The sequence below is a fragment of the Streptomyces sp. 4N509B genome (genome assembly GCF_052245655.1).
Classification (GTDB): domain Bacteria; phylum Actinomycetota; class Actinomycetes; order Streptomycetales; family Streptomycetaceae; genus Streptomyces.
Map to the genome: position 1 here is coordinate 54,024 of NZ_JBQQBZ010000027.1, position 25,139 is coordinate 79,162.

The 25,139-nt window shown below is 73.1% G+C and carries 21 protein-coding genes and 1 pseudogene; 6 read left to right on the plus strand and 16 right to left on the minus strand.

All coding sequences use genetic code 11. The features are described 5' to 3' along the window. Positions 1-9: 9 nt before the first annotated feature. Positions 10-834: pseudogene (locus tag ACTWP5_RS22680) on the plus strand (ThuA domain-containing protein); the annotation flags it as partial. Positions 835-968: 134 nt separating this feature from the next. Here the strand turns inward: ACTWP5_RS22680 and ACTWP5_RS22685 are convergent. Continuing rightward, complete coding sequence (locus ACTWP5_RS22685) at positions 969-2,369, minus strand: FAD-dependent oxidoreductase (RefSeq protein WP_443222906.1); 1,401 nt, start codon at positions 2,367-2,369, stop codon at positions 969-971. An 82-nt stretch (positions 2,370-2,451) separates the two neighbouring features. Between ACTWP5_RS22685 and ACTWP5_RS22690 the strand changes: the two genes are divergently transcribed. After that, entirely contained in the window at positions 2,452-2,826 is a 375-nt protein-coding gene (locus ACTWP5_RS22690; protein ID WP_443222907.1) for an ArsR/SmtB family transcription factor, read from the plus strand. Positions 2,827-2,874: 48 nt separating this feature from the next. Here ACTWP5_RS22690 and ACTWP5_RS22695 read toward each other — a convergent pair whose 3' ends face one another. Beyond that, positions 2,875-3,180: an ArsR/SmtB family transcription factor gene (locus tag ACTWP5_RS22695; protein WP_443222908.1), complete on the minus strand. Its 306-nt coding sequence runs from the start codon at positions 3,178-3,180 to the stop codon at positions 2,875-2,877. Positions 3,181-3,268: 88 nt separating this feature from the next. On the opposite strand from ACTWP5_RS22695, the gene ACTWP5_RS22700 reads away from it, so the two are divergent. Both ACTWP5_RS22700 and ACTWP5_RS22705 read left to right on the plus strand, forming a co-directional pair. Further along, positions 3,269-4,327 carry a flavin-containing monooxygenase gene (locus ACTWP5_RS22700; RefSeq protein WP_443222909.1) on the plus strand — a complete coding sequence of 353 codons (1,059 nt, stop codon included), beginning with the start codon at positions 3,269-3,271 and terminating at the stop codon, positions 4,325-4,327. 180 nt (positions 4,328-4,507) lie between these two features. Further along, the gene (locus tag ACTWP5_RS22705; protein ID WP_443222910.1) at positions 4,508-5,026 is read left to right on the plus strand and encodes a GNAT family N-acetyltransferase; all 519 of its coding nucleotides are present in this window, start codon (positions 4,508-4,510) and stop codon (positions 5,024-5,026) included. Positions 5,027-5,062: 36 nt separating this feature from the next. On the opposite strand, the gene arsB is transcribed toward ACTWP5_RS22705, so the two are convergent. Together arsB and ACTWP5_RS22715 are read right to left on the minus strand one after the other, a co-directional pair. Next, positions 5,063-6,118: an ACR3 family arsenite efflux transporter gene (gene arsB / locus ACTWP5_RS22710; protein WP_443222956.1), complete on the minus strand. Its 1,056-nt coding sequence runs from the start codon at positions 6,116-6,118 to the stop codon at positions 5,063-5,065. Between the two features lie 74 nt (positions 6,119-6,192). Then, positions 6,193-6,507, minus strand: a complete 315-nt coding sequence (locus ACTWP5_RS22715) for an ArsR/SmtB family transcription factor (protein ID WP_443222911.1) — start codon at positions 6,505-6,507, stop codon at positions 6,193-6,195. A gap of 81 nt (positions 6,508-6,588) precedes the next feature. Here ACTWP5_RS22715 and ACTWP5_RS22720 point away from each other — a divergent pair, with 81 nt between their 5' ends. Then, positions 6,589-7,017: an arsenate reductase ArsC gene (locus ACTWP5_RS22720; protein ID WP_443222912.1), complete on the plus strand. Its 429-nt coding sequence runs from the start codon at positions 6,589-6,591 to the stop codon at positions 7,015-7,017. A 152-nt stretch (positions 7,018-7,169) separates the two neighbouring features. On the opposite strand, the gene ACTWP5_RS22725 is transcribed toward ACTWP5_RS22720, so the two are convergent. The 7 genes from ACTWP5_RS22725 to ACTWP5_RS22755 form a co-directional block, all read right to left on the minus strand. Then, positions 7,170-8,309, minus strand: coding sequence for a cellulase family glycosylhydrolase (locus ACTWP5_RS22725; protein ID WP_443222913.1), 1,140 nt, complete (start codon positions 8,307-8,309; stop codon positions 7,170-7,172). A 79-nt stretch (positions 8,310-8,388) separates the two neighbouring features. Then, positions 8,389-11,514 (minus strand): ThuA domain-containing protein, encoded by a 3,126-nt coding sequence (locus tag ACTWP5_RS22730; RefSeq protein ID WP_443222914.1) that lies wholly within the window; start codon positions 11,512-11,514, stop codon positions 8,389-8,391. A gap of 54 nt (positions 11,515-11,568) precedes the next feature. After that, entirely contained in the window at positions 11,569-12,438 is an 870-nt protein-coding gene (locus tag ACTWP5_RS22735) for a sugar phosphate isomerase/epimerase family protein (protein WP_443222915.1), read from the minus strand. Further along, positions 12,435-13,646: a substrate-binding domain-containing protein gene (locus ACTWP5_RS22740; protein WP_443222916.1), complete on the minus strand. Its 1,212-nt coding sequence runs from the start codon at positions 13,644-13,646 to the stop codon at positions 12,435-12,437. The genes ACTWP5_RS22735 and ACTWP5_RS22740 overlap by 4 nt, the downstream gene beginning before the upstream one ends. Then, complete coding sequence (locus ACTWP5_RS22745) at positions 13,643-14,650, minus strand: ABC transporter permease (RefSeq protein ID WP_443222957.1); 1,008 nt, start codon at positions 14,648-14,650, stop codon at positions 13,643-13,645. Before ACTWP5_RS22745 ends, ACTWP5_RS22740 begins: the two co-directional genes overlap by 4 nt. Before the next feature lie 5 nt (positions 14,651-14,655). After that, complete coding sequence (locus ACTWP5_RS22750) at positions 14,656-15,753, minus strand: ABC transporter permease (RefSeq protein WP_443222917.1); 1,098 nt, start codon at positions 15,751-15,753, stop codon at positions 14,656-14,658. Then, positions 15,753-17,252 carry a sugar ABC transporter ATP-binding protein gene (locus tag ACTWP5_RS22755; protein ID WP_443222918.1) on the minus strand — a complete coding sequence of 500 codons (1,500 nt, stop codon included), beginning with the start codon at positions 17,250-17,252 and terminating at the stop codon, positions 15,753-15,755. The genes ACTWP5_RS22750 and ACTWP5_RS22755 overlap by 1 nt, the downstream gene beginning before the upstream one ends. A 140-nt stretch (positions 17,253-17,392) precedes the next feature. On the opposite strand from ACTWP5_RS22755, the gene ACTWP5_RS22760 reads away from it, so the two are divergent. Continuing rightward, positions 17,393-18,598, plus strand: coding sequence for an ROK family protein (locus ACTWP5_RS22760; RefSeq protein ID WP_443222919.1), 1,206 nt, complete (start codon positions 17,393-17,395; stop codon positions 18,596-18,598). Between the two features lie 30 nt (positions 18,599-18,628). On the opposite strand, the gene larA is transcribed toward ACTWP5_RS22760, so the two are convergent. The 5 genes from larA to ACTWP5_RS22785 form a co-directional block, all read right to left on the minus strand. Continuing rightward, positions 18,629-19,864, minus strand: coding sequence for a nickel-dependent lactate racemase (larA, locus tag ACTWP5_RS22765; protein ID WP_443222920.1), 1,236 nt, complete (start codon positions 19,862-19,864; stop codon positions 18,629-18,631). A gap of 283 nt (positions 19,865-20,147) precedes the next feature. Next, on the minus strand, positions 20,148-22,187 hold the full coding sequence (locus ACTWP5_RS22770; protein WP_443222921.1) for a right-handed parallel beta-helix repeat-containing protein: 2,040 nt from the start codon (positions 22,185-22,187) through the stop codon (positions 20,148-20,150). Positions 22,188-22,189: 2 nt separating this feature from the next. After that, complete coding sequence (locus ACTWP5_RS22775; protein WP_443222922.1) at positions 22,190-23,449, minus strand: mandelate racemase/muconate lactonizing enzyme family protein; 1,260 nt, start codon at positions 23,447-23,449, stop codon at positions 22,190-22,192. 10 nt (positions 23,450-23,459) lie between these two features. Continuing rightward, positions 23,460-24,287: a carbohydrate ABC transporter permease gene (locus tag ACTWP5_RS22780; protein ID WP_443222923.1), complete on the minus strand. Its 828-nt coding sequence runs from the start codon at positions 24,285-24,287 to the stop codon at positions 23,460-23,462. Further along, positions 24,287-25,117 carry a carbohydrate ABC transporter permease gene (locus tag ACTWP5_RS22785; protein WP_443222958.1) on the minus strand — a complete coding sequence of 277 codons (831 nt, stop codon included), beginning with the start codon at positions 25,115-25,117 and terminating at the stop codon, positions 24,287-24,289. Before ACTWP5_RS22785 ends, ACTWP5_RS22780 begins: the two co-directional genes overlap by 1 nt. Positions 25,118-25,139: the final 22 nt, after the last annotated feature.

The window sequence follows — 25,139 nt, forward strand, 5'->3', positions numbered from 1 at the left end:
AGCCCCCTCATGACCACCGAACAGTCCCGAAGGCCCGGACGGTCCCGCCGGCTGCGGCTGGCCGGGCTCGTGGCCGGGACGGCCCTGTGCGTCACGACGCTGCCCGCCGTGATCGCCCAGGGCGCCGCCGCGGCCCCCGACGACCCGGCGTACGAGATCCTCGTCTTCTCCAAGACGGCCGGCTTCCGCCACGACTCCATCGACGAGGGCGTCACGGCGCTCCGGGAACTCGGCGCGGAGAACAACGTCACGGTGACCGCGACCGAGGACGCGGCCGCGTTCACCCCCGACAACCTCGCCCAGTTCGAGGCGGTCGTCTTCCTGTCCACCACCGGCGACGTGCTCGACGACGCGCAGCAGGCGGCGTTCGAGGAGTACATCGCGGGCGGCGGCGGCTACGTCGGCGTCCACGCCGCCGCCGACACCGAGTACGACTGGCCCTTCTACGGCGAGCTGGTCGGCGCCTACTTCGCCTCCCACCCCGCGATCCAGCCCGCCACCGTGAACGTCGAGGACCACACGCACGCCGCCACCGCCCACCTCCCGTCCGTCTGGCAGCGCACCGACGAGTGGTACGACTACCGGACCAACCCGCGCGAGAGCGTCCACGTCCTGGCCTCGCTCGACGAGTCCAGCTACAGCGGCGGCGCCATGGGCGGCGACCACCCCATCGCGTGGTGCCAGGAGTACGCGGGAGGCCGCTCGTTCTACACCGGCGGCGGCCACACCACCGAGTCCTTCGCCGACCCGGACTTCCGCGCACACCTGCTCGGCGGCATCCGGTGGGCCGCCGGCGTCGTCGCGTCCGACTGCGAGCCCGGAAGCGGCCACACCGATCCCGCACCGGCCCGGTGATCGGCCGGCGCGGGCGAAGGGAAACCAAGGGGCCCGCCCGCGCCGACCTGACGGCGGGGTGAGGCCGCGCACGGGCGCCGCCTCACCCCGCCGCCGTGCCGCGTGGGCGCGGGTTACGAGCCGCAGCAGCCGCCCGCCGGGGAGTCGTCCGTGGTGGCGGGGGCGCCGACGCCCAGCTGGACGAGCTCCGGCTCGGGCGCCGCGCAGCAGCTGCCCGCGGGGGTGGGGTCGGCTCCCGAGACGTCGAAGAGGCCGGCGCCGCCGCACACTCCGGTCTCCGGGAGGGTGAGCTCGACGCGCTCGGCGGCCTCCATGTCCCCGGCGAGGGCGGCGGCGACGGAGCGGACCTGCTCGTAGCCGGTCATCGCGAGGAAGGTGGGGGCGCGGCCGTAGGACTTCATCCCGGCCAGGAACAGGCCCTCCTCGGGGTGGGTCAGCTCGTTCACGCCGTGGGGGTAGACGGTGCCGCAGGAGTGCTGGTTGGGGTCGATCAGCGGTGCCAGGGCGGTGGGGGCGGACAGGCGTTCGTCCAGGCCGAGGCGCACCTCGGACAGGAACGTCAGGTCCGGGCGCAGGCCGGTGAGGACGATGACGTGGTCGACGGGCTCGGTGCGGCGACCGTCGTCGGCGACCAGGACGAGACGGTCGTCGCCGTCGCGTTCGACGGCGGTGGTGCGGAAGCCGGTGACCGCGTCCGCGTGGCCGTCGTCGACGGCGGCCTTGGCTGCCAGGCCGAGTGCCCCGCGGGCGGGCAGCTGGTCGGCGGTCCCGCCGCCGAAGGTGGAGCCGGAGATGCCGCGCCGCAGTACCCACACCGCGTGCGTGCCGCCGCCGTCCCCTGCCCTGGCGAGGTCGGCCAGGCCGGCGAGCGCGGTGAACGCGGAGGCGCCGGTGCCGACGACGGCGGTGCGCCTGCCGGCGAACGCGGCGCGGACGGCCGGGTCGCCGAGGTCCGGGACGCGGTAGGTGACGCGGCCCTCGGCGGCCAGGGCCCGTTCGCCGGCGGCCGGGTAGCCGTCCGCCCCGAGGGGGTTGGGGGTGGCGTAGGTGCCGGAGGCGTCGATCACCGCCCGCGCCGCGATGCGCTCCTCGCCACCGTCGACGGTGGTCAGGTGGACGGTGAAGGGCCGGGTGTCGCGGCCGGAGTCCACGACGCGGTCGCGTCCGGCGCGGGCGACACCCGTGACCGTGGTGCCGTAGCGGATCCGGTCGCCGAGGGTGTCGGCCAACGGCTGGAGGTAGTCCTCGGCCCACTGGGCTCCGGTCGGGTAGGTGCGCGCGTCGGGGCGGACCCAGCCGGTGGGGGCCAGCAGCTTCTCGGCGGCCGGGTCGACCAGCTCGGACCAGGTGGAGAACAGCCGCACGTGCCCCCACGCGCGCACCGCCGCCCCCGCCCGCGGTCCGCGCTCCAGGACCAGGGGCTCGATGCCGCGCCCGACCAGGTGGGCGGCGGCGGCAAGACCGATGGGGCCGGCGCCGATGACGGCGACGGGCAGACCGGCGGACTCCGGCATGATCAGCACTCCCTCGTTACTTCGACGTCTGTCGATACCCCGGAGCTTGCCACGCGACATCGACAAGTGTCAACATAGAGGCATGTCGAATCAGAAGACGGTGGAACTCCCGGTACTCGAACCCGAGGGCATGGCGGTGCCGTGCTGCCCGCCGCTGACAGCCGGGGAACTGTCGCCCGAGGACGCGGAGAGGATGGCCGCGATGTTCAAGGCCCTGTCCGACCCGGTGCGGCTGCGCCTCTTCTCCAGGGTCGCCTCCCACCCCGGCGGCGAGGCGTGCGTGTGCGACATCGCCGACGTCGGCGTCTCCCAGCCCACCGTCTCCCACCACCTGAAGAAGCTGCGCGAGGCCGGGCTGCTGACCTCCGAGCGCCGCGGCACCTGGGTCTACTACGCCGTCGCGCCCTCCGTCGTGGCGGCCATGTCGGCGATGCTCGACCTGCGCACCACCACCTGATCCCCGGCCTCGCGGCGTCGGTGACCGGCCGCGGCGCCCGCCCGGCGGTCAGTCGGGCGGGCAGCATCCGGTGAGGTAGTCCTTCAGGGCGTCCAGCCGCCGAGCGGTCCGGGAGCCGTCGGCCCGGTAGCGGACCTGCCGCCCGTCCCGCTCGGCCCGCAGCAGCCCACCGCGGCGCAGCAGCGCCAGGTGCTCCGAGGCGGTCGAGACACCCAGGCCGCTGCGGGCGGCGACCTCGCCGACGGTGAGTTCCGCGCCGCCGGCGAACAGCATCATCACCCGCTGGCGCGTCTCGCTCGCCAGCGCCTTGAGGAAGTCGGCCGTTTCCTGGTCGACCGGCGGCACCTGATCCATTGCGTATCCCCTCGCCCCGGGGCCCACCCGGCTCTGAAACTTCGTCTTTTCCCGAAACATCGAACTATCTGTTGTTGGAGCATCCACCATGGAACACGTTGACCTCCTGATCATCGGCGCCGGCCAGTCCGGACTGTCCACGACGGCCGTCGCCGCCCGGACCGGCTGGTCCCGGCCGCTGGTCCTGGAGGCCGGCAGCGACACAGCCGGCTCCTGGCCCGCCTACTACGACAGCCTCACCCTGTTCTCCCCGGCCCGGTACTCCGCCCTGCCCGGCCACCCCTTCCCCGGCGACCCCGGCCGCTACCCGGCGCGGGACGAGGTCGCCGACTACCTGCGCACCGTCGCCAAGGGCCTGGACTCCGACATCCGCACCGGCGCCCGCGTCACCGCGGTCCGGCCCGGGCCCGGCGGCGCCTTCACCGTTCAGACCGGGAACGGTGAACGGTATGCGGCGCGGGCCGTGGTCGCCGCCTCCGGCGCCTTCGCCCACCCCCACACCCCCGACCTGCCCGGCCGCGACAGCTACGGCGGCCGGCAGCTGCACTCCGCCGACTACCGCACGCCCGCGGACTTCGAAGGGGCGCGCGTGGTCGTGGTGGGGGCGGGGAACTCCGCGATCCAGATCGCCGCCGACATGGCGCCGCTCGCCCGCGTCACCCTGGCCACCCGCGCGCCCATCCGGTGGATGGCCCAGCGCATGCTCGGCCGGGACATCCACTGGTGGACCCGGTACACCGGCCTGGACATCGCTCCCATCCGCAGCCGCCTGGCCGCGCTGCCGGTCTCCGTCCTGGACGACGGCACCCACAGGAAGGCACTGGACGAGGGCGGCGTGGAGCGGCGGGAGATGTTCACCGCGCTCACCGCGGACGGCGTGGTGTGGGCGGACGGCACCCGGGAGGCGGTCGACGCCGTCATCTGGGCGACCGGCTACCGCCACCGCTACCCCTACCTCGCCGGCACTCCCGCGCTGGACGACCAGGGCCGGCCGCTTCACCGCCTGGGCGTGTCCACCACCGTCCCGGGCCTTGGCTATGTCGGCATCGAGTTCCAGCGCAGCCTCGCCTCCAACTCCCTGCGCGGCGCCGCCCGCGACGCACGGCACGTGCTCACCAGGCTGCGACGCGTCGCCCGGCGCAGGTGACCACCGGCCCCGGCCGTGACACCCTCGGCTCCGGCTGCTGAAGTGCCTCGCCGAGGAGGATGCGGCGACGCACGTGACCGGCTCTCCTCGGCAGAGGGCCGAGGACCGGGCGCGTCCTGGATGCCCGACCGTCTCCGTCCTCGCCGACCTCGCCCTACCCGACCCGCCAGGAGCTTCCGGATGACCCGCCACGCCGCCCCCGTAGCCGCCATCACGCCGATGACGCCCGACCACGCCGATCAGGTACTGGCCGTCTACCAGGCCGGGATCGACGAGGGCAACGCCACCTTCGAGACCGCCGCACCCGACTGGGCGGCCTTCGACGCGGGCAAGCTGTCCGGTCATCGGTTCGTCGCGCTCGACGACGCCCACGCGACGCTGGTCCTGGGCTGGACAGCCGTCAGCCCCGTGTCGGCCCGTCCGGTCTACGCCGGTGTGGTGGAACACTCCGTCTACGTCCATCCCGACGCCCGCGGCCGGGGCGTGGCGGGCGCGTTGCTCGGCGCGCTGATCGCCTCGACCGAGGTGGCGGGGATCTGGACGATCCAGTCCGGGATCTTCCCCGAGAACACCGCCAGTCTCGCCCTCCACGCCCGGGCCGGGTTCCGCGTCATCGGCCGCCGCGAACGCGTCGGCCGCCATCGCGGCGTCTGGCGCGACGTGGTCCTCGTCGAACGGCGCAGTCCCACCGTCGCATGACGCCCGCCCGGGCCCGCCCGGGCCCGCGCGCGGCCGTCAGCGCCGCGCCGCGGCGTACCGGCGGCGTAGGGCGAGCGAGACGTACACGAGCGCGACCAGGACGGGGACCTCGATGAGGGGGCCGACGACGCCGGCCAGGGCCTGTCCCGAGGTGACGCCGAAGGTGCCCACCGCCACCGCGATGGCGAGCTCGAAGTTGTTGCCGGCGGCGGTGAACGCGAGGGTGGCGGTGCGGTCGTACGGCAGACCGGCGGCCCGTCCGAGCGCGTAGGAGCCGAACCACATGATCGCGAAGTACGCCAGCAGCGGCAGGGCGATGCGGGCGACGTCCCAGGGCGCCGAGGTGATGGCGTCGCCCTGGAGGGCGAAGAGCAACACGATGGTGAACAGCAGCCCGTACAGCGCCCAGGGCCCGATCCGGGGGAGCACCCTCGCCTCGTAGCGCTCCCGCCCGAGGCGCCGCTCGCCGACGCGGCGGGTGGCGAACCCGGCGATGAGGGGGACGCCGAGGAACACCGCGACGTTGAGGGCGATCTCGGCGGCGGAGATGTCGAGGTTCTCGCCCTCGCCGAGGTGCAGCCAGCCGGGGAGCAGGTCGAGGTAGAACCAGCCCAGCAGCCCGAAGGCGAGCACCTGGAAGACGGAGTTCAGCGCGACCAGGACGGCGGCGGCCTCGCGGTCCCCGCAGGCCAGGTCGTTCCAGATGATCACCATGGCGATGCAGCGGGCCAGGCCGACGATGATCAGCCCGGTGCGGAACTCCGGCAGGTCGGGCAGGAGGATCCACGCGAGGGCGAACATCACCGCCGGCCCGAGCACCCAGTTGACCACCAGGGACGAGGCCATCAGGCGACGGTCGCCGGTGACGGTACGCAGGCTGGTTGCGTCGTAACGGACCTTGGCCAGCACCGGGTACATCATGACCAGCAGGCCGATCGCGATGGGCAACGAGATCCCGCCGACCTCCAGGTCGGCCAGCGCGGCGTCCAGTCCGTCCACCGCCCGCCCGAGCAGCAGGCCGGCGGCCATCGCGGCGAGGATCCACACCGGCAGGAGGCGGTCGAGCGGGGAGAGCTTCGCGACGACGCCCACGCCGTCGTCGGTGCCCGCGTCCGCGGTCCGGTCCGGGGCGGGCGGGGTCGTGCCGGGCGAGGTCGTGCCGGTGGTCACGGGCAGGCTCGCTTCCGGTTGTGCTCGGCGGTGGCGCGGGCGGTGGCGGCCAGCTCCGCGAACCGCCCGGCCAGGGTCTCGATGACCTCGGGCCGCAGCCTGTAGTAGGTGAACCGGCCGCACGGCTCGGTGTCCACCACCCCGGCCTCGCGCAGCACCCGCAGGTGGTTGGACAGGTTCGTCTGCTTCGCGCCGGTCTCCTCGACCAGGTGCGTCGTGCACAGCGTCTCGCGCGCCAGCAGCGTCACGACCCGCAGCCGGAGCGGGTCGGCCAGCACCCGGATCAGATCAGCCTCGACTGAAGTCAGCATGCGCTGATACTGTCACATCAGCTGAGCCCGACACCAGCCATGACCGATGCCGCAGTCCCGCTCCGCGAAGGAACGAACGCGATGTCCTCCTCTCCGACCCCGCCGGTCGCCTCGGTGCTGTTCGTCTGCGTCCACAACGCCGGCCGCTCCCAGATGGCCGCCGGCTTCCTCACCCACCTCGCCGGGGAACGGATCGAGGTCCGCTCCGCCGGCTCGCTCCCGGCCGAGCGGGTCAACCCCGCCGCGGTGGAGGCGATGAGGGAGGTGGGCGTCGACATCTCGGCCGAACAGCCGAAGGTGCTGACCACCGGGGCCGTGAGGGCCTCGGACTACGTCATCACCATGGGCTGCGGCGACGCCTGCCCGATCTTCCCCGGCAAGCACTACCGCGACTGGGCCCTGGACGACCCCGCCGGACAGGGCGTGGCGGCGGTCCGCCCCATCCGGGACGAGATCAGGCGCAGGGTCCAGGCCCTGATCGCCGAGATCGACGCCCGGCGGGAGGCATGAGCGCCGTGAGCCCCGCCGAGGCGCGCGGGGGCGTCGCCACGGCTCCGGCCCCGCCGGGCGGACCGCCGCCCTCCCCACCGCCCGCGCCCGACAGGCGGTGAGCGGCCCGCTCGGCACCCTCGGTCGGGCCGGGTCCGTGACGGTGGCGTGGATCAGGTCCTCGTGACCGAGCCGCCGTCGATGGCCCAGGCGTGCTGGAGCCGGTCGGCCATGGTCGTGTTGCGCAGGCGCAGCGTCAGGTTCGTGCCGCTGCCCTCAAGGGCGTAGAGGGAGTACCAGTCGTAGTCGGGCCTGACGGTGTGTTTGCCACCGAGCGCCGGCCAGTAGACGGCGCCCATCCGCGCGTCGCGGACGGTGTCGGTGGCGGCGCGGACGTAGCGGACGAAGTTGTCGGTGCTGTTCGCGTTGTTGTAGTCCCTGCCGTCGTCCGTCGGAGCCCCGAACTCGTCCAGGATGGTGCGGGATCCGCAGTCACCGATCCGGGAGCGGAAGAGGCCGAGCCACGCGTCGTAGCTCATCTCGCCGAACTGGAAGGCGTACAGGTGGAGCGACAGGTAGGTGCCGTCGAGGCGGCTGTCGCGACACACGGAGGTGACGTCGCCGTTGAAGCCGTGACCGCTGACGAGGATCCGTTCCCTGGGGACCGACGGGCGGTCGGCGATCCAGGTGGCGGCGACGTTCGCCCAGTCGCCGGCGCTGTAGCCGTGGGGCTCGTTCATCGGCTCGAAGTGGACCTGGCTGTCCGCCTCCCACCGGTCGACGACGGCGTCCCACATCGCGTTGAAGGCGCCCGCGTCCACGATCCGGCCGCCGGAGGAGGCACCGTCCTCCCAGTAGGAGAGGATCACCCTGAAGCCGGCCTCGACGGCCGCGTCGACGGCTCCGGCGTACGCGTCGCCCCACGGGGTGCCGGGGACGGAGGAGGTGTTGACCGGCAGCCGGACGGTGTTGACGCCGATCGTGTCCGCGAAGCCCCGGTAGACGGCGGCCGCCTTGGCCTTGACCGTCTCGTAGCTGTCGGTCTCGTTCAGTCCCTCGGGGACGACCGGGCCGTCGGTGAAGTTGTCACCCGGCATCGCCCAGTTGACGCCCCGGAAATCGGTGGCGGCCAGCGGGGCGGGTGTCGGCGTGGTCGCCGCCGTGGTCGCCGCCGCGGAGGGCAGCGCGGCGAGTGGCACGGCGACCAGCGCGGCGAGCGCGGTCGCCAGGACGCGGCGGTGACGGCGCGCCCGCGGGTGGGGGCCACCGGCCTGTCTCCGGCCGGAGGCACGCGTGGCGGGGAGACGGAGCATGGTTTCCTCTTTCCTGGTGGTCATGGGGGCGTGTGGCCAGCGGCGACGACGACGGCGCGCGCCGCTCTCCCGGTGAGCGCTAGGACGCCGAGAACTCGACGGCGTCCACGTCGTAGCTGTTCTCCTGTGGGGCGGTGAAGACCAGGTACAGCGTGTGGGTGCCGGCCAGGTCCGCGACCGCGACCGGATCGGTCGAGGCGTAGGTGTCCCAGCCGCCGGTGGCGGGCACCGGCGTGGTCGCCAGCAGTTCCCCGTCGGGCGCGTCGGCGCGCAGCTCGATGGCGCCCCCGCCGCCGGGCGAGGAGAACCGGTAGCTGACGGAGTCGACCCCCTCGACGCTCATGGGCTCGAACGCGATCCAGTCGCCGTCGGAGATGTCGCCGACGCGCTGGCCGTTCTGGGCGCCGGACTGGGAGACGATCCGGGTGCCCGACTGGCTGTCGCGGTACTCGGCCTGCTTGTGCCGGGGTTGCAGGATCGTGCGCGCGTAGCCGGTGAGCTCGCCGGCGCCGTCGCCTCCCTGGTCGGTGTACTCGGCGTTCAGCACGTAGTACAGGTCGGCGCCCTCGGGGTGGCCGCCGAGGTCCCCGGTGTCCACCGTGCCCGAACAGCCGCGGAGGTCGGTGGTCGGATGCTCGTGGTCGGCGTGCCCCAGCGCGGGGTTGACGATGACGTTCTCGCAGTCGATCTCGCCGTCCTCCGGATCGGTCACGGTGACCTCGTAGGGGATCTGGTCCCCGAAGTCGATCACCGTGCCGTTCACCGGGATCTCCAGGGTCACCGTCGGGGCGGTGTTCCCGACGGTGATGCCGAGGTTGTCGAACGCCGTCAGCCCGTCGGGGTCGGTGACGCGCAGCTGGGCGGTGACGTCGCCGGCGACCTCGTAGGTGTGGGTGGGATGGGCCTCGGTCGAGTCGAAGGTGCCGTCGCCGTCGAAGTCCCACTCGTAGGTGAGCTGCCCGCCGTCCGGGTCCTCGCTGCCCTCGCTGGAGAAGGCGACCTCCAGCGGCGCCGGGCCGCTGGTCACCGAGGCGCTGGCGTGCGCGACCGGCTGGCCGGCGGCGCCGCCGTAGTCGATGCGGTAGAGGCCGGAGTCGTTGTTGCCGCCGCCGAAGGAGCTGCCCCACTCCAGGAGGTAGAGCGCGCCGTCCGGGCCGAAGGTCATGTCCATCGGCTTGGTGAACGTGGTGCCGGGCATGAAGTCGTTGACGGACGCCAGCCCGCCGCCGCCGTCGAAGCGGAACTCCTTGAGGTAGTTGCGCTCCCACTCGCCGAAGAACGCCGCGCCGTCGAAGGACTGCGGGAACTTGGTGGTGGAGGGGTTGTCCGGGTCGAAGCGGTAGACCGGCCCGGCCATCGGCGCGATGCCGCCCGCGCCGAGTTCGGGGAAGTCCGCCGAGGTGTCGTAGCCGTACCAGACCTCGGGCATCTGGACGGGCGGCAGCTGGGTCAGCCCGGTGTTGTGGGGGGACTCGTTGACGAGGTTGGCGCAGTCGAACTTCGGGCCGACCTGACCGGTGTCGGGGTTGTAGGGGGCGTAGGGCTGGTTGTCGCCGTGGCAGAAGGGCCAGCCGTAGTTGCCCGGTTCGGTGACGACGTTGAACTCGCCCATGCCGGCGGGGCCGCGGTTGTCGGTCGTGCCGCGCCGGTCCGGGCCGTAGTCGGCCATGTACACGTCCCCGGTGGCGGGGTCGACGGTGAAGCGGAACGGGTTGCGGAAGCCCATGGCGTAGATCTCGGGCCGGGTGTCCTGCGTGCCCTCGGGGAAGAGGTTGCCCTCGGGAATGGTGTACCCGCCGCCGTCCGTCGGCTGGATCCGCAGGATCTTGCCGCGCAGGTCGTTGGTGTTCCCGGCGGTGCGGGCCGCGTCCTGCATCTCCTGGCCGGCGCGCCAGTCCAGCGGCGCGTACCCCTGCCAGGCCGGGTCGAGGTTGGGCGCGACGTCGTCGCCCGTGCCGAGGTACAGCGTGCCGTCCGGACCGAACTCGATGCTGCCGCCGGTGTGTCCCGGTTCCGGGAAGGTGCGGTCCCGGTAGGCGGGGACGTCGATCACCGGCCGCTCGCTCGCGAGGTCCAGGGTGTTGCCGTTCATGGTGAACGCCGACACCCGGTTGACGTCCTCGGCGCTGCCGGCCGGGGAGTAGTTGAGGTAGACGCGCTGCGTGGTGGCGAAGTCCGGGTCGAGGGCCAGCCCGACGAGCCCGTCCTCCCCGCCCGTGTAGACGTCGAGGGTCCCGGCGGTGGTGGTGGAGTTGGTCTGCGGGTCGAAGACGCGCAGTTCGCCGCCGCGCTGGATGTAGAACACGCGGCCGTCGGGTGCGACGTCGAGCTCCATCGGGTCGGCCGTGTCGTCGTCGAGGGTCACCTTCTCGAAGGTCCCCTGGGCGGGGGCCTCCTCCTGGCCGCAGTCGCCCGGCTCGTTGCCGGACGCCCACTGGACGCCGCCCATCACGTGGTCGCGGAAGGCTTCCTCCGCGTAGGACTCGGCGTAGTGGCCCATGGCGGTGGCCCAGACCCGGCCGCCCGAGGCGACGCTGCACCAGGAGATGGGGTGGTCCTCGCCCATCGCGAACTCGCCCGGGTCGTAGGTCGACTCGTCGACCGTGGCGAGCACGTGGACGTTCGGCCGCGGGTTGGGGTCGAAGTTGTACCACTCCTCGGTCCGGTCCCAGGTCTCGGGCAGGCCCTGGGTGGAGGGGTGGTCCGGGTCCTCGACGTGGACGGTGCCGTTCTGCGGGCCGTAGGCGTGGCCCGGCATGTGGGCACCGCCGTTGACGGTCTCGTCCCACCAGGGGAACTCCCCCTCGACGCCGGCGTCGAGGGTGTTGTGGAGGGCCACCACTCCCCCGCCGCCGGTCACGTAGTCCCGCATGGCCTGGCGCTGGGCGTCGGTGTCCCAGACCATGCCGGAGTTCTGGAGCATGATGACCACGTCGAACCCGTCGAGTTCGGCGTCGTCGAAGACGGTCGGGTCGTCGGTCTGGACGAGCTCGATGTTCTGCTCGGCGGCCTCCTCCCGGAACATCTGGATGCCGGCCGGTATGGAGTCGTGGACGTAGCCGACGGCCCGGGTGAACAGCAGGGCCCGGAACTCGGGCTGGGCGTGGGCGGTGGAGGCGACGGCCGTCAGGGCGCCGGCCGCGAGCAGCGGCGCCATGGTGAGCGCCACGAGGGCGCGTGAGCGTTCGCGGTGCTTGCTTCTCATGTGGGGGGTTTCCTCTCCGGTGGGGGCGGCTCCCCGGCGTTGCCGGTTCAGGCGTCAGAGAAGGGTGAACGTCTTCCGCAGGAAGGCCAGGCCGTCGACGGCGAGGGCGTCCTGGGAGTCGGCCAGCGGGCGCCACACGGAGGCGGCTGCCGCGATGGTGTCGTTGTGGGCGGTGAACGACTCGATGCACAGCGGCCCGTCGTACCCGCCGGCCAGGAGCTCCCGCAGGAAGCCCCACCAGTCCAGCGAGTCCGTCCCCGGGGTGCCCCGGTCGTTGGCGCAGACCTGGACGTGCGCGACGCGTCCGGCGGCCTGGCGTGCGGCGATGTCCAGTCCGCGCTCCTCGATGTTCTGGTGGTAGGTGTCCAGCGCCACGCCGACGGCCTCCTCGGGCAGCCCGTCGAGCGCCTCCAGCGTCTGGCCGACGGTGTTCAGCACGCTGGTCTCGTAGCGGTTCAGCGGCTCCACTGCGAGGCGGACGCCGGCGGCGCGCGCGTGCTCGACGACCGGCCCGAGTCCGTCCCGGAGCTCGGCGTAGACGCCGGCCCGTTCCCCGGCGGGTATGCGCCAGGTCCGCCCCACCGCGGCGTACACCGGCCCGGCGACGACCGGCGCGCCGAGCTGGTGGGCCGCGTCGACGCAGGTCAGCAGGTACTCCTGGGTGGCGCGCACGGTCCGCGGCGAGGCACACACCAGGTCGCGCCCCGGCGGCATCACGGCGACGACGGCCGCGGGCCGTACCTGGCAGGAGGTCAGCAGCCTCGCGACGGACGACGGCGACCAGTCGCCGGGCCGCTCCAGGGGCAGTTCGACCGCGTCGAAGCCCCAGCGTCCGAGGCGCGGGATCGTCCGGGCGAGGGCGGCGTCGGTGACGGGCGCGTGCCAGATCCACGGGTTGGCGCCGATCGGCAGGGTGGTGTTCACTCCTCACCGCCCCAGTCCTCGGGGTAGCCCGGCAGGTCCTCGCAGCCGCACATGGCGTAGTGCAGTGGCGGCATGGCCGGGTTCAGGTAGCGCGGGAGGGTGTCCTCGGTGATGGTGGGTTGCGGCAGGCGCCACTCGCGGGGCACCTCCTCGCCGGCGAGGACGCGCAGCGCGGCGATGACGGGGGTGCGCCACTGGAACGTCGGATAGGTGGGTGCGATGGCCGTCAGGTCCTTGTCGTGCCAGGCCTGGAGGAAGTCCTGCTGGTCCTCGCCGGTGATGGGCGGGATCTCCTCCCCGGCGTCCTCGAACGCCTCGACGGCCGCCACCGAGGTGGCGCCGGAGTCCATCCAGACCCCGTCGATGTGGCCGTGGCGCTGGATGGCGTCGGTGACGACGGACTTGGTGGTCGCCGGATCGCCCTCGGTGAACTCCACGTCCACCACCTCGAGGTCGCTCTCCTCGAAGGCGAGTTCCGCCGCGGACCAGCGGTTCTCCAGCACGTCGACGCCGGGGGAGATGCGCAGCGCCAGGATGTTGCCGCCCGGCTCGACGGTGTCCACCAGGAAGTCCGCGGCGGCGGCGCCGTACGCGTAGCCCCCGACGGGGTGGATGAAGGTCACCGGGCAGTCGGTGTTGACGCCCCGGTCGAAGACGATGACGGGCAGCCTCCCGCACGCCTCCTCCACGGCCGGGGTGAGGGTGGCGGTGGTGTTGGGCGAGACGATGAGGGCGTCGCAGTCCTGACGACCGCTGAGGTCCTGGATGTCGGAGATCTGCTTGTCGTCCTGTCCCTCGGCGTCCAGCACGGTGAGGGTGACCTCCTCGTGCCCGGCCGCTTCGGCCTCCATCGTCCGCAGCCCGACCTGGCGCCAGGGGTTGAACACGCCGGCGTTGGAGAAACACAGGTGAGCCTCGCCGCCGGGGATCGCGTACTCCCCGGTGTCGATCATCTCGGGGCGCAGCATCTGCTCCCACGGCCGGTCGGCTGGCCCTTCGGGCGTCTCGCGGGCGAGCGCGACCTGCCGCTCGTACTCGGCGCGCTCGAAGAACGCGGCGTCCCCGGCCTCGCCGCCGTCGCCGGGCGCGGCGGAGCCCGCGGGCGGGGAGGGGCCGTCCGTGGGTGTGTCGCTGCTACAGGAGGTGAGCGGGGTGAGCAACGCCGCCGACAGCAGGGTGGCGAGGACGGCGAGGGCTGGTCGTGTCATGAGGATTGACCTCCGGTGGATGGTGAGCGGCGGCGCCGGGAGAGGTCGGCGGCGCCGAGCGCGACGGCGGCGATGACGATCACGCCCTGGACGGTGGGCTCCAGCGCGCCCGAGACGCCTCGCAGGTTCAGGAGGGTGAACAGCGCGACGAGGCAGAAGGCCCCGGCCATGGCGCCGGCGACCGAGCCCCGCCCGCCGCCGAGGACGACGCCGCCGAGCACCACGGCGGTGATGGCCTCGAACTCCATGCCGGAGCCCGCCTGCGCCGAGACGCCGGAGAAGCCCGCGACGAGCACCGCGGCCAGTGCGGCGGCCATGCCGGACAGCACGAACGCGACGGTGCGCGCCCGGCCCACGCGGACCCCCGCCAGCGCGGCGGCCCGCTCGTTGTCGCCGGTGGCCAGCAGCGTGCGGCCGAACCGGCAGCGCATCAGCACGACCACGGCGGCACCCGCCGCCAGGCACACCAGCACGCCCCAGGGCAGCCAGCCGAACAGGTCGTCACGGCCCATCGCGCGGAAGTCGTCGGGCAGGTAGCCCTGGGGCGAGCCGCCCGTCCAGGAGAAGACGCCGCCCTGGAGCACGAGGGTCGTGCCCAGGGTGGTGATGAACGACGGCACGGCGAGGAGGGTGGTGACCAGGCCGTTGACGAGCCCGACGGCGGCGCCGGCCAGCAGCAGCACGGCGCAGACCACCGTCCAGTGCGCGCCGGGGAACTCCTGGTACAGCTCCGCGGCCGTGACCACACCGACCGTGACGACGGCGCCGACGGAGAGGTCGAACTCGCCGGAGACGATGACCAGGTACTGGCCGGCGGCCAGGATGACCAGCGGCGCGGCGCGCCGGACGAACGCCAGGAGCCTGTCGGGCTCGTAGAAGCCGGGGTCGGTGACGGCGAGCGCCGCCAGCAGTGCCAGCAGGAGGGCGCACACCGGCGCCGCGGTGCCGAGCGCGGCGGCCAGCCGCCGGCGAAGCGCCGGCTCGGGGATGCCCGGGTGGTCCACGACGGTCACGCGGTCCTCCTCGCGGGACGGCGGCGACTGCGTGCGGCGAGGGCGACCGCGGCGATGATCACCACGCCACGCAGCGCGTTCTTGGTGAACGGATCGACGGAGAGCTGGTCGAACACGGAGTCGAGCACCGCCAGCACGAGAACGCCGCCGAGCGTCCCGGCGACGCCGCCGCGTCCGCCCGCCAGGATCGTGCCGCCGAGCACGACCGCGGCGATCGACTCCAGGTCGTAGCGGGCCTCGGTGCCCGCCCAGGGCGTTCCGGCCCCGAAGCGGGCGGCGAGGAAGAGCGCGGCGACGCCGACGCACAGCGAGCACAGGACGTGGGCGACGACCACGGTCCGGCGGGTGGGTACGCCGGAGAGCCGGGCCGCGTGCTCGTCCCCGCCGGTGGCGTACATGTGGTGGCCGATCCGGGTGTGCCGGAGGAGCAGCCACAGGGCCAGCGCGACGGCGGCCAGGAGGAGGACGGAGACGGGCACGGGACCGATCCGGTCGTAGCCCAGGCGGCGGAAGGTAGCGGGCACCGACCCGGCGGGTCCGGTGTAGTTGTCCTCGATCCAGCCGCGCAGGATGAGGCCGGTGCCGAGGGTGGCGATGAAGGCGTGGACCTTCAGCTGGGTGACGACGAGCCCGTTGGCCAGGCCGACGGCCGCCGACAGCGCGAGGACGGCGGCGACGGCGACCGGGATGTTGCCGTCCTGTCCCGCCATGGTCTCCGCGGCGAGCAGCGTGCCCAGGCTCACCAGGAAGGCGACCGACAGGTCGAGCGAGCCGGTGAGGATCACGACGGTCTGTCCCAGGGCGATCAGCCCGAGCGCCACACAGCTGGAGAGGATGCCGGTCACGGTGGGCTGGGTGAGGAAGTCGCCGCCGCGGACGGTGACGGCGAGCCAGCCGAGCAGGGTGACGCCGAGCGCGGCGAGCCAGATCCCGACGGCGGGGTCGGCCAGCCGGGCCCTGGCGCGGCGCTCGCTCGCGGCACGGGCCCGCTCCGGGCGGGGCGTGGGGCGGTGCCGGACGGCGGCCCTCCGCCGGGTCCTTCGCGGGTTCGGCGACGGCGTGGGCGGGGGTGTCTGGCGCGGTTTGGTGGCCATCACGCCGCTCCGGCCGTCCGGGGCCGGCGGGAGGCGTCCGCCGTGGCCAGCCGCATGATGTCCGCTTCCGAGGCGCCGGCGCTGAGTTCGCCGGCCACGCGGCCCTCGGCCATGACGAGGACGCGGTCGCTCATGCCGATGAGCTCGGGCAGTTCGGAGGAGATCAGCAGCACGGCCAGCCCGTCGCGGGCCAGTTCCCTGACCAGGGTGTGGATGGCCGCCTTGGCACCGACGTCGACACCGCGTGTCGGCTCGTCGAACAGCAGCACCCGCGGTCGCGCCGAGAGCCACCTGGCGATGACGACCTTCTGCTGGTTGCCGCCGGAGAGGTAGCGCACCTCCTGCTCGACGCCGCCGCGAGCCACCAGCCGGACGCGCCGCAGCAGTGCGGCGAGGTCCTGCGGGTCAGGCGCTCGCCCGCCGGCCGGCACGGCACGCCTCACCAGCAGGGCGTTGTCCCTGACGGACTGCCGCAGGGCCAGCCCCTCCCCCTTGCGGTCCTCGGGAACCAGCGCGATGCCGGCCCGGATCGCCTCCCGTGGTCGCCGTGGCCGCAGCCGCCTGCCGCCGACCGTCATGGTGCCGCGCGTGAACGGCGCCGCGCCGAACAGGGCGCGGGCGAGCGCCGACCGCCCGGAGCCCTGTAAACCGGCGATCCCCACGATCTCTCCGGCCCGCAGTGACAGGCTGACGTCGGCCAGCCGGTCGTTGCCCCCGCCGCTGACGGTGAGCTGCTCGGCGCCCACCTCCTCCCGGGCGGCGCGCGGCGGGTAGTACGCGCTGAGCTCCCGGCCGACCATGGCCCGAACGATCTCCTCGGGGCTGGTGGCGGCGGTGTCGAGCGTGGCGACGTGGCGGCCGTCCTTGAGGACCGTGATGCGCTGAGAGAGGTCGAACACCTCGCGCAGCCGGTGCGAGACGTACAGAACGCCGAGGCCACGAGCGGTCAGCCGGCGCACCAGGTCGCGGACGACCGCCACCTCGTGCTCGGCCAGCGCCGCCGTGGGCTCGTCCATCACCAGGACGCGCACGTCCGCGGCGAGTGCCTTGGCGACCTCCACGGTCTGCTGCCGGGCGACCGTCAGCTCACGCACCAGCGTGCGCGGGCCGATGTCGCGCGCGTCGAGCTCGCCGAGCAGTTCGGCGGTGCGCCGCTCCATGGCGGCACGGTCGACCAGGCCGCGCCGCGTGGGTTCGCGGCCGAGGAAGACGTTCTGGGCCACGGTGCGGTCCGGCAGCAGCGCGAGCTCCTGGTGGATGACGCCGACGCCGGCCGCCTGGGCCTGCGCGGGGTGGCTGAAGGTGCGCGGGACGCCGTCGATCTCGATGCGGCCGCGGTCCGGCTGGTGCTCCCCGGCCAGCAGCTTCATGAGCGTGGACTTGCCGGCGCCGTTCTCGCCGACGATCGCGTGCACCTCGCCCCGGCGCAGGTCGAGGGTGACGTCCTGGAGGACCGGGGTGCCGAGGAAGCTCTTTGTCATGTCCCGCATCGTTAACACGGAAAGCAAGGTACTTGCGAAAGTTGGCCGCCACAAGAGCTCAAGTCCCCCGACAAACGACGGAAGTTGCCCCGACTTTTGTCGATCATCGAATCAAGTAGCCTGACCCGATCGCCACATCGTCAGCAAGAGGAGGCGGTATGCCCGCGATGCCGGAGCCGCGGGGCGTCAACGCGGCGATCCTCAGCCCGTCCCCGGGCCGGGTCCTCGCCCTGATCGCCCGTGGCGTCGCGGAGACGCGTGCCGACCTGTCCCGCGCCACCGGCCTGGCCCGGTCGACCATCGCCCACCGGGTGGACGCGCTGATCTCCAACGGCTACCTCGACGAGTACGAGGACGGCCGCTCCACGGGCGGCAGACCCTCGCGGCGGCTGCGCCTGCGCACCAGGGACCGGGTGGCCGTCGGCGTGGCCCTCGGCGCGACGCACCACCGGGTGTCGCTCGTGGACCTCGGCGGCGGCGAACTGGCCGTGCGGGAGCACGAGGGGGACATCGCCGACGGACCGGAGGTGGTGCTGGAGCAGGTGGCGCGCAGCACTCGGGATCTCCTGGAGGAGGCCGCACAGCCGCCCTCCGCCCTGCGCGCGATAGGCGTCGGGGTGCCGGGACCCGTGGAGTTCGCCACCGGAACGCCCGTGGACCCGCCGATCATGCCCGGCTGGCACCGGTACCCCATCCCGCGGTTCTTCGCGGACCGGTTCGGCGTGGCGGCCCTCGTGGACAACGACGTGAACGTGATGGCACTCGCGGAGCGGAGCCGCGTCCTCCCCGGCACCAGCCATCTGCTGTTCGTCAAGATGGGCACCGGCATCGGCTGCGGCGTCATCGCGAACGGGCAGCTGTACCGCGGCGCCCAGGGGTCCGCCGGCGACATCGGCCACACCCGGGTGGGCACCGACGACACCCCCTGCCGCTGCGGCAACACCGGGTGCCTGGAGGCGATCGCGGGCGGCGCGGCGCTGGCACGCCGGCTCAGTACGCCCGACGTCCCCGTCGCGTCGGCGCGCGAGGTCGTGCGCCTGGTCACGTCCGGTGACCGGGAAGCGGTCCGCACGGTCCGGGAGGCCGGACGCACCGTCGGAGAGGTGCTCTCGGGCCTGGTCAACTTCTTCAACCCCGACGCGATCGTGCTCGGCGGAGTGCTGTCGGCCGTGCACCACCACCTGCTCGCCGGCGTCCGGGAGGCTGTGTACCGACGCTCCCACCCCCTGGCGACCCGGCACCTGCTCATCGAACCCAGCCGCCTGCGCCAGGACGGCGCGGCGCTCGGGGCCGCGGCGCTCGCCATCGACCACGTCCTGTCCCCGGAACAGGTGGACCGCGCCCTCGGAGGGCCGGCCGCCTGACCGGCGCCCGCGCCGCGCAGTGGCGCCGCATCACGCCTCCACGTAGGGGATGGTCCGCGGTCCTTCCGGGAGCACGCACAGCCGCGCGCCGTCGCCGGCCTCGTCGAGGGCGACGCGTACGGCGGCGGCCACGTCGTCTGTCCCCTCCAGCCGGACGGCGGCCAGATCCGCCGCCGCGAGGCCGGCACCGTGGACGACGGTCCTGCGGGCCCGGCCGGTGACGGCGGCCAGCGCCGCGCGCGGGGAGGCCGCCGACGAGGGCTCCCCGGGGCGGAAGCCGTCCTGGGGAAGCCCGTCCGGGCACGCGGCGGCGCAGATGATGACGCCGCCGGGTTTGACCACCCCGGCCGCGGTGCTCATGCCCTCCACGGACTGACACAGGTTCCGGTCCAGCGGGTGGCCGGCGCCCGTGGTCAGCACGACGTCGAAGAGGCCCGGCACGGGGCGCAGCGACAGGCGGCGGGCCGCGGCCGTGGCGGCGGCGTGCGCGACCAGCGTCTCGCCACCGAAGGCGCCGACGACGTCGTGGTCGCGGTTGAGCACGACGTCGAGGCCGAAGTCCACCCCGGTGGCCTCGGCGATCGCGCGTATGTCGTCGTGCACGGGGTTGCCGTGGGTGATGCCCCGGCGGGCCTTGGGATGGCCGGTCCGGCGGGTGTCGTACAGCGTCAGCACGGTCGGGAGGCCGGCCAGTCCGGGCGCGACGAGCGCCGGTCCGCCGCGGAAGCCGGCGTGGGCGTGGGGCTCGACGATGCCGGTGGTGATGCGCACGTCCGCGCCGGTCCACCGGCTGTTCAGCCACACGGGCACGCCGTCGCCGTGGGTGCCCAGCCAGGTCAGCGACGCGCGGTCGCGGGCGTCGTGGCTGACGACGCGGACGCTTCCGGCCAGGTGCCGGCCGAGCAGTCCGAGCGTCTCGTCGGTGGTCGCGCCCCGGTGTGCGCCGGTGGCGAGGAGGACGGTGACGTCGGGGAGGCGGACGACGCCCTCCAGTTCCTCCAGGATCGCGGAGATCATCAACGGGTGGGCCCGCGGCCGGGGGACGTCGCTGGCCGCGATGGCCACGGTCTGTCCTGGGCGGACCAACGCGCGCAGCGGAGGGCCGGACAGGGGGCGGCGCAGCGCGGCGCGCAGCGCGGCCGCGGGGTCCGGCACCGGGTCGCGCTCCTCGGGCGTCACGACGATCGTGGTCCCCGGCGGATACTCGGGCGGGCCGGGCAGGTCGGCCACCAGGCCGTCGGTGCCGTAGGCGAGGCGGACCCTCATCGCGCCCACCCCTCGATGGGTGGTCCGACGCGCCGACGGTGGCGGTGCGGCGCTGGGAGAGTGAAGCCGGCGACGGCGGCCGGGCGGCCGGCGACGCCGATGGTCAGCGGGTGGCTCACAGAGGTCCCTTCTCGTGAGCGTGCGTGCTTCCGGGACGCCGTGCCGCGCCGACGTGTCGCCGGGCGGCAGGGGCAGGGGACCCGGCCGCGCCGCGGGTCCCGGTCCCTGCGGCGGGTGGGGCGTCGCGTCGCGGCCGGGTGGGTCTGACGGGCGGCGGGCCGCGTCAGGGGGTGCGACGGTGTGCCGTGGCCGGCCCGGCGTTGGAGATGATCTCGCTGGCCTCGGCCGGGATGGCGCCGGGAGTGAAGACGACGGTGCCCTCGACGGTGTTGCCGCGTTCGCCGTCGACGATGCCGGTGATGGCCGGGTTGGTCGTGAAGTTCCCGGTCAGCGTCTGGTCGCCGGTGAGGTTGCTGTTCTGGTTGTTGGCGTGCGCCCACTGGCCGGCGGTGTGGAGGAAGACGTTGCGTGCGGCGGTGAGGTAGCGCGACCCCTCGTCGAAGTACAGGCCGAGCTGTCCACTGTCCTCGCAGACGTTCTCCTCGATGGTGCTGCCCGGCATCGCGGAGAGGCTGTAGACGCAGCCGGCGTCGAACAGCGTGTGCACGACGTCGCTGACGTGGTTGCCCACGACACGGACGTCGGTCAGGGTGGTGGGCGTGTCGTAGATCGGCTGGTAGTCGTACAGGCCGCGGTTGAGGTACTCGGGGCTGCCGCCCGGGTCGTTGGCGCCCCAGCCGTAGCCGATGCCGATGCCGGTGTACGGCATGTCGGACACCTCGTTGTGCTCGATGGACAGCCGGGTGACGTAGCTGGCGAAGATCCCGTCCTGGTCGAGGTACTCCAGCGCCGTGGAGAAGACGCGGTTGTCGCGGATCAGGATGTCGCTGTTGGTCATGCGCTCGTCGGAGGGGTGGTGCGCGTCGGGGCGCACCCCGCCGACGACGATGCCGCCCCCGGCGCTGGCGGTGAACGTGTTGCCGGTGACCGAGACGTTCCGCGCGCCCAGGCCGACGCCGGTGGCGTGGGCGTTGGCGTCGTTGCCGACGCCGAGCCCGACCGAGCCGAGGTTCACGAAGGTGTTGCCGTCAAAGGCGATGTCGTGTGCCGCGGAGACCTGCACGGCCGCGGGCGCCTGGGCCCAGTGGTTGCGGGCCCCTTCGAAGCCCTTGCAGCCGACCGCGCAGGAGGTGAACGCGTCGGCGGGCCGGTGTTCCTGGACGCCGGTGATGAAGGCCCCGGTCTGCTGGTTGGCGTATCCGTTGGGCGAGCCGGGGTGCAGCCAGGTGGTGCCGGTGAGGGTCAGTCCCTCGAAGGCGAGGTCGTGGGCGGGCTCGTCGTAGGTGCCGCCCACCTCGACCAGGGTCTCCAGCCGCGGCAGCTCGACCGGCGTGGTGGCCAGGTCCTGCCCGTCGAGCGGCTTGTAGGAGAGCGTCCCGGCGTCCGTGTCCAGGTACCACTCGCCGGGCTCGTCGAGGAACGCCCTGGAGTTGAGCAGCCAGAACGTCGGCGTGCGGAACGGCGACTGGATGGTGTCGTACCCGTAGGTGTTGTTGTCCCAGGCCGGCTGCTGCATGGTGACGGTGGAGCCGGAGATGCTCTCCACGGGCGCGAAGCGGTTGGTGAACGACAGCATGGCCTGGAGCTCGACGCGCTGCTGGTCGGGCAGCCCGGCGAGGTAGCCGAGGTCGGGGTTGTCGAGGGTGAAGCCGTCCTGGTTGAGCGTGATGTCGGAACGCGCCAGGCTGGTGCGGGCGCGCTGGGCGAGGGCGCCGTCGACGTAGAGCTGCCGGGTGTCGAACCCGGTGCCGACCTCCGCCGTGTAGACGCCGGTCGCGGGATCGTCGAGTTCCCAGCCGGTGACCGCTTCGGCGCCGGTCAGGACGGGGTGTGCGCCCGAAGCGGCCCGCCAGGTGACGGTGTGGCCGTCACGGCCGGAGTCGGCGCCGTCGAACCGCAGCGGCGAGGTGAGCCGGTAGGTGCCGTCCAGGAGGTTCACGGTGACGTCGCCGTCGGCCTGGGCTGCGAACTCCCGGGCCCGGCGCTGTGCTTCCGCCACGGTCGCGAGGGGCTGGTCGGCGGTGCCGGGACCGCCGTCGTCGGCGTTCTCCGCGCCCGTGGGCGCGACGAAGAGCGTGTGTTCGGCGGCGGCGTGCGCCGGGGCTGCGGGCATGGCGGTGAGGACTCCGGCGGCGGCCAGCGCCGCGGCGGCTGCCGCGAGGGCTGTCCTCGGGGACACGAACACGGAGGGGTGTGGGGGCACGACTACGTCCTCTCGTCGTGAAGGGGCGTCACGGACAGGTCCGGGTGGTGCGGGGTGTGCGGCACGGGGTGGGCTCCGTGCGGCGGCACGGACGCCGGGTGGCGCCGCCGCTCGTTCGCGGCCACCGTGAGCAGGCGCCGTCCGGCGCGCTCCGGCCGGACGTGGGGACCGCCGGGCACCACGATCCCCTGGTCCCGTCGTGAGCCGGCGATCAGCTCCTCGTCGACGCGGATGCCGAGGCCGGGCGCGTCGCCGAGGACGTAGGCGCCGCCCTCGACGTGGAGGTCGACGGTCAGTCCGACCGGTGGTCTGAGGTCCTGTAGTTCGCTGACGAGGTGGTTGGGCACGGCCGTCGCGGCGTGCAGGAGCCCGACGGGAGTGGTGCCGACGGGGCTGACGGGCAGGTCGTGGGCGTGCGCGAGGACGGCGACCCGCAGGAAGTGGGTGACGCCCCAGACCGCCGCCGTCTGGACGATGTCGACGGCACCCGCCGCCAGGAGCGGGCGGTACTGCTCCAGCCCGGTGAGGTTCTCGCCACTGGCGACCGACGCGCGGACGCCCCGTTGGACCACGGCCATACCCTCGGCGTCCCAGCGACGGACGGGCTCCTCGACCCAGGTGAGGTCGAGGGTGCGTTCGAGCTCACGGACGTGGCGGACGGCCTGCTTGCGGGTCCAGGACTCGTTGGCGTCCAGCATCAGGCTGGGCCGCATCCCGTGGGCGGCCTCGGTCAGCACCTGCTCGACCAGGGTCAGGCGGTGACGGTCCACGTCGACGTCGAGCCCTCCCTTGAGCTTGGCCGCGCGCAGGCCGTGCTCGGCGTACTCCTGGTAGACGGCCACGAGGTCGTCCTCGTTCAGGGCGATGTCCAGACCCGAGGCGTACGCCGGCACCCTTCGCTCGCGTCCGCCCAGGAGCCGCCACAGCGGTTCTCCGGCCGCCTTCGCCTTGATGTCCCACAGGGCGGTGTCGAGCGCGCCGATGGTGCCGAACACGATCCCGGCGTGGCCGGCCTTGAACGTCTGCCGGAGCATGCGGTCGTAGAGTCCGGTCACCGCGCGCGGGTCCTCCCCCTCGATGGCGGGGAAGAGGGCCTCGATCTCCACGTGCGGGCCCAGGCCGACGCCGGTGATGCCCTCGTCGGTGTCCACCAGGACGATCGGCACCGAGGTGATCCCGTCCGCGAAGACGCCGTTGGCGTCGCCGACGGGGCGGCCCCAGTCCTGGACCGTCGTCAGGGTGCGAAAGCCGGTGATCCGCATGTCGGTTCTGTCAGCCCTTCGTGGAGCCGGCGGTGACGCCGTCGGCGATCTGGCGCTGGAAGAAGAGGTAGAGCAGGAGGACGGGAAGCGCGGCGATGAGCACACCGGAGGCGAAGGTGGGGATGTCGTCGGTGTACTGGCCGCGCAGCGAGGTGACGCCGGTCATGAGCGTGCGGTGCTCGGGGGACGGCATCATCAGCAGGGCGATGAGCACGTCGTTCCAGCAGAACAGGGCGTTGAGGATGCCGACCGACAGCAGCGCCGGGCGGCCCATCGGCAGCATGACGCGCCGGTAGACGCCGTACGGCGTGTTGCCGTCGATCCTGGCCGCGTCCACGAGTTCGCCCGGGATCGCGGTGTAGTAGCTCGTCATCAGGAAGATCGTGAAAGGGAGGAACTGCGCGACGTAGGCGAGGACCAGCCCGGCGTAGGTGTCCATGAGCTGGACGTCCGCCATGGTCCGGGCGAGCGGGACCATGATGACCTGGAAGGGGACGAACAGCGCCGCGAGACAGCCGAGGAAGATGACCCGTGACCCTCGGAACCGCAGGTGGCTGAGGGCGAAGCCGGCCATCGAGCCGACGAGCAGGAGCAGCGCGACGGCGGCCGTCACCACGATGACCGAGTTGATCAGGTAGCGGTCCATGCCGACGCTGGTCCAGGCCGTCGCGAGGTTGTCCCCGTTCAGGGAGTCGGCCGGGCCGAAGCGGTCGAGGACGTAGTCGTGCCGGGTCTTCATGGCGACGTTCGTGGTGAAGAGCAGGGGATAGAGCGTCGCCAGGGCGAGGGCCGCCATGGGGACGGCCACCACCCACCTGGTGAGGCCGAGGCCGCGCATCAGCTCTCCCTCCCCGAGCGGCGCAGCAGCGCGATCTGCGCGAGCCCCACGACGAGCATGACGAGGAAGAGAACGGTCGACGCCGCCGAGGCGAGCGCCGGACGGTTCATCTGGCCCTGCTGTACCCAGATGTAGAACTCCGGCAGGTAGGTGGAGCCTTCCGGTCCACCGCTCGTCATCACGTACAGCAGGCCGAACATGGACGTCAGCATCCCGATCATGGTGGTCACGACGACGAACTGGATCGTGCGGGACAGCCCGGGGACGATCACGTGCCACACGGTCTGGCGAAGCGACGCCCCGTCGATCCGGGCCGCGTCCAGAAGTGCCGCGTCCAGGGTGGCGAACCCGGCGAGGAAGACGACCAGGGCCATGCCGAACGTCGCCCACACGTGCACGCCGACGACCGTGAACATGGCGACGTCCGGATCGCCGAGCCAGTCGATCGGCCCGATGCCGACGGTGTCGAGGGCGGAGTTGACGGGGCCGTCGAACGCCAGCAGGAGGTTGAAGACCGCGCCGACGATCACCGGTGAGAGCACGGCCGGGAAGAAGTAGACGCTCCGAAAGAAGCGGTGGCCGGGCACGCGCAGGTAGATGAACGTCGCCAGCAGGCCCGGGATCGCCACCGCGATCGGGAGCAGCAACACCAGCAGCCCGACGTTCTCCAGGGCGGTGCGGAAGACGGGGTCCCTGAACAGCTCCGTGTAGTTGTCCAGGCCCACCGGCTGCCCGTCGCGCTCCCCGTCGCCGGTGAAGGAGAAGTTCACGCCCAGCGCCAGCGGGTACAGCCGGAGCAGGACGATGATCAGGATGGCCGGGGCCAGCAGGACGTAGGGGGCGAGACGCTCG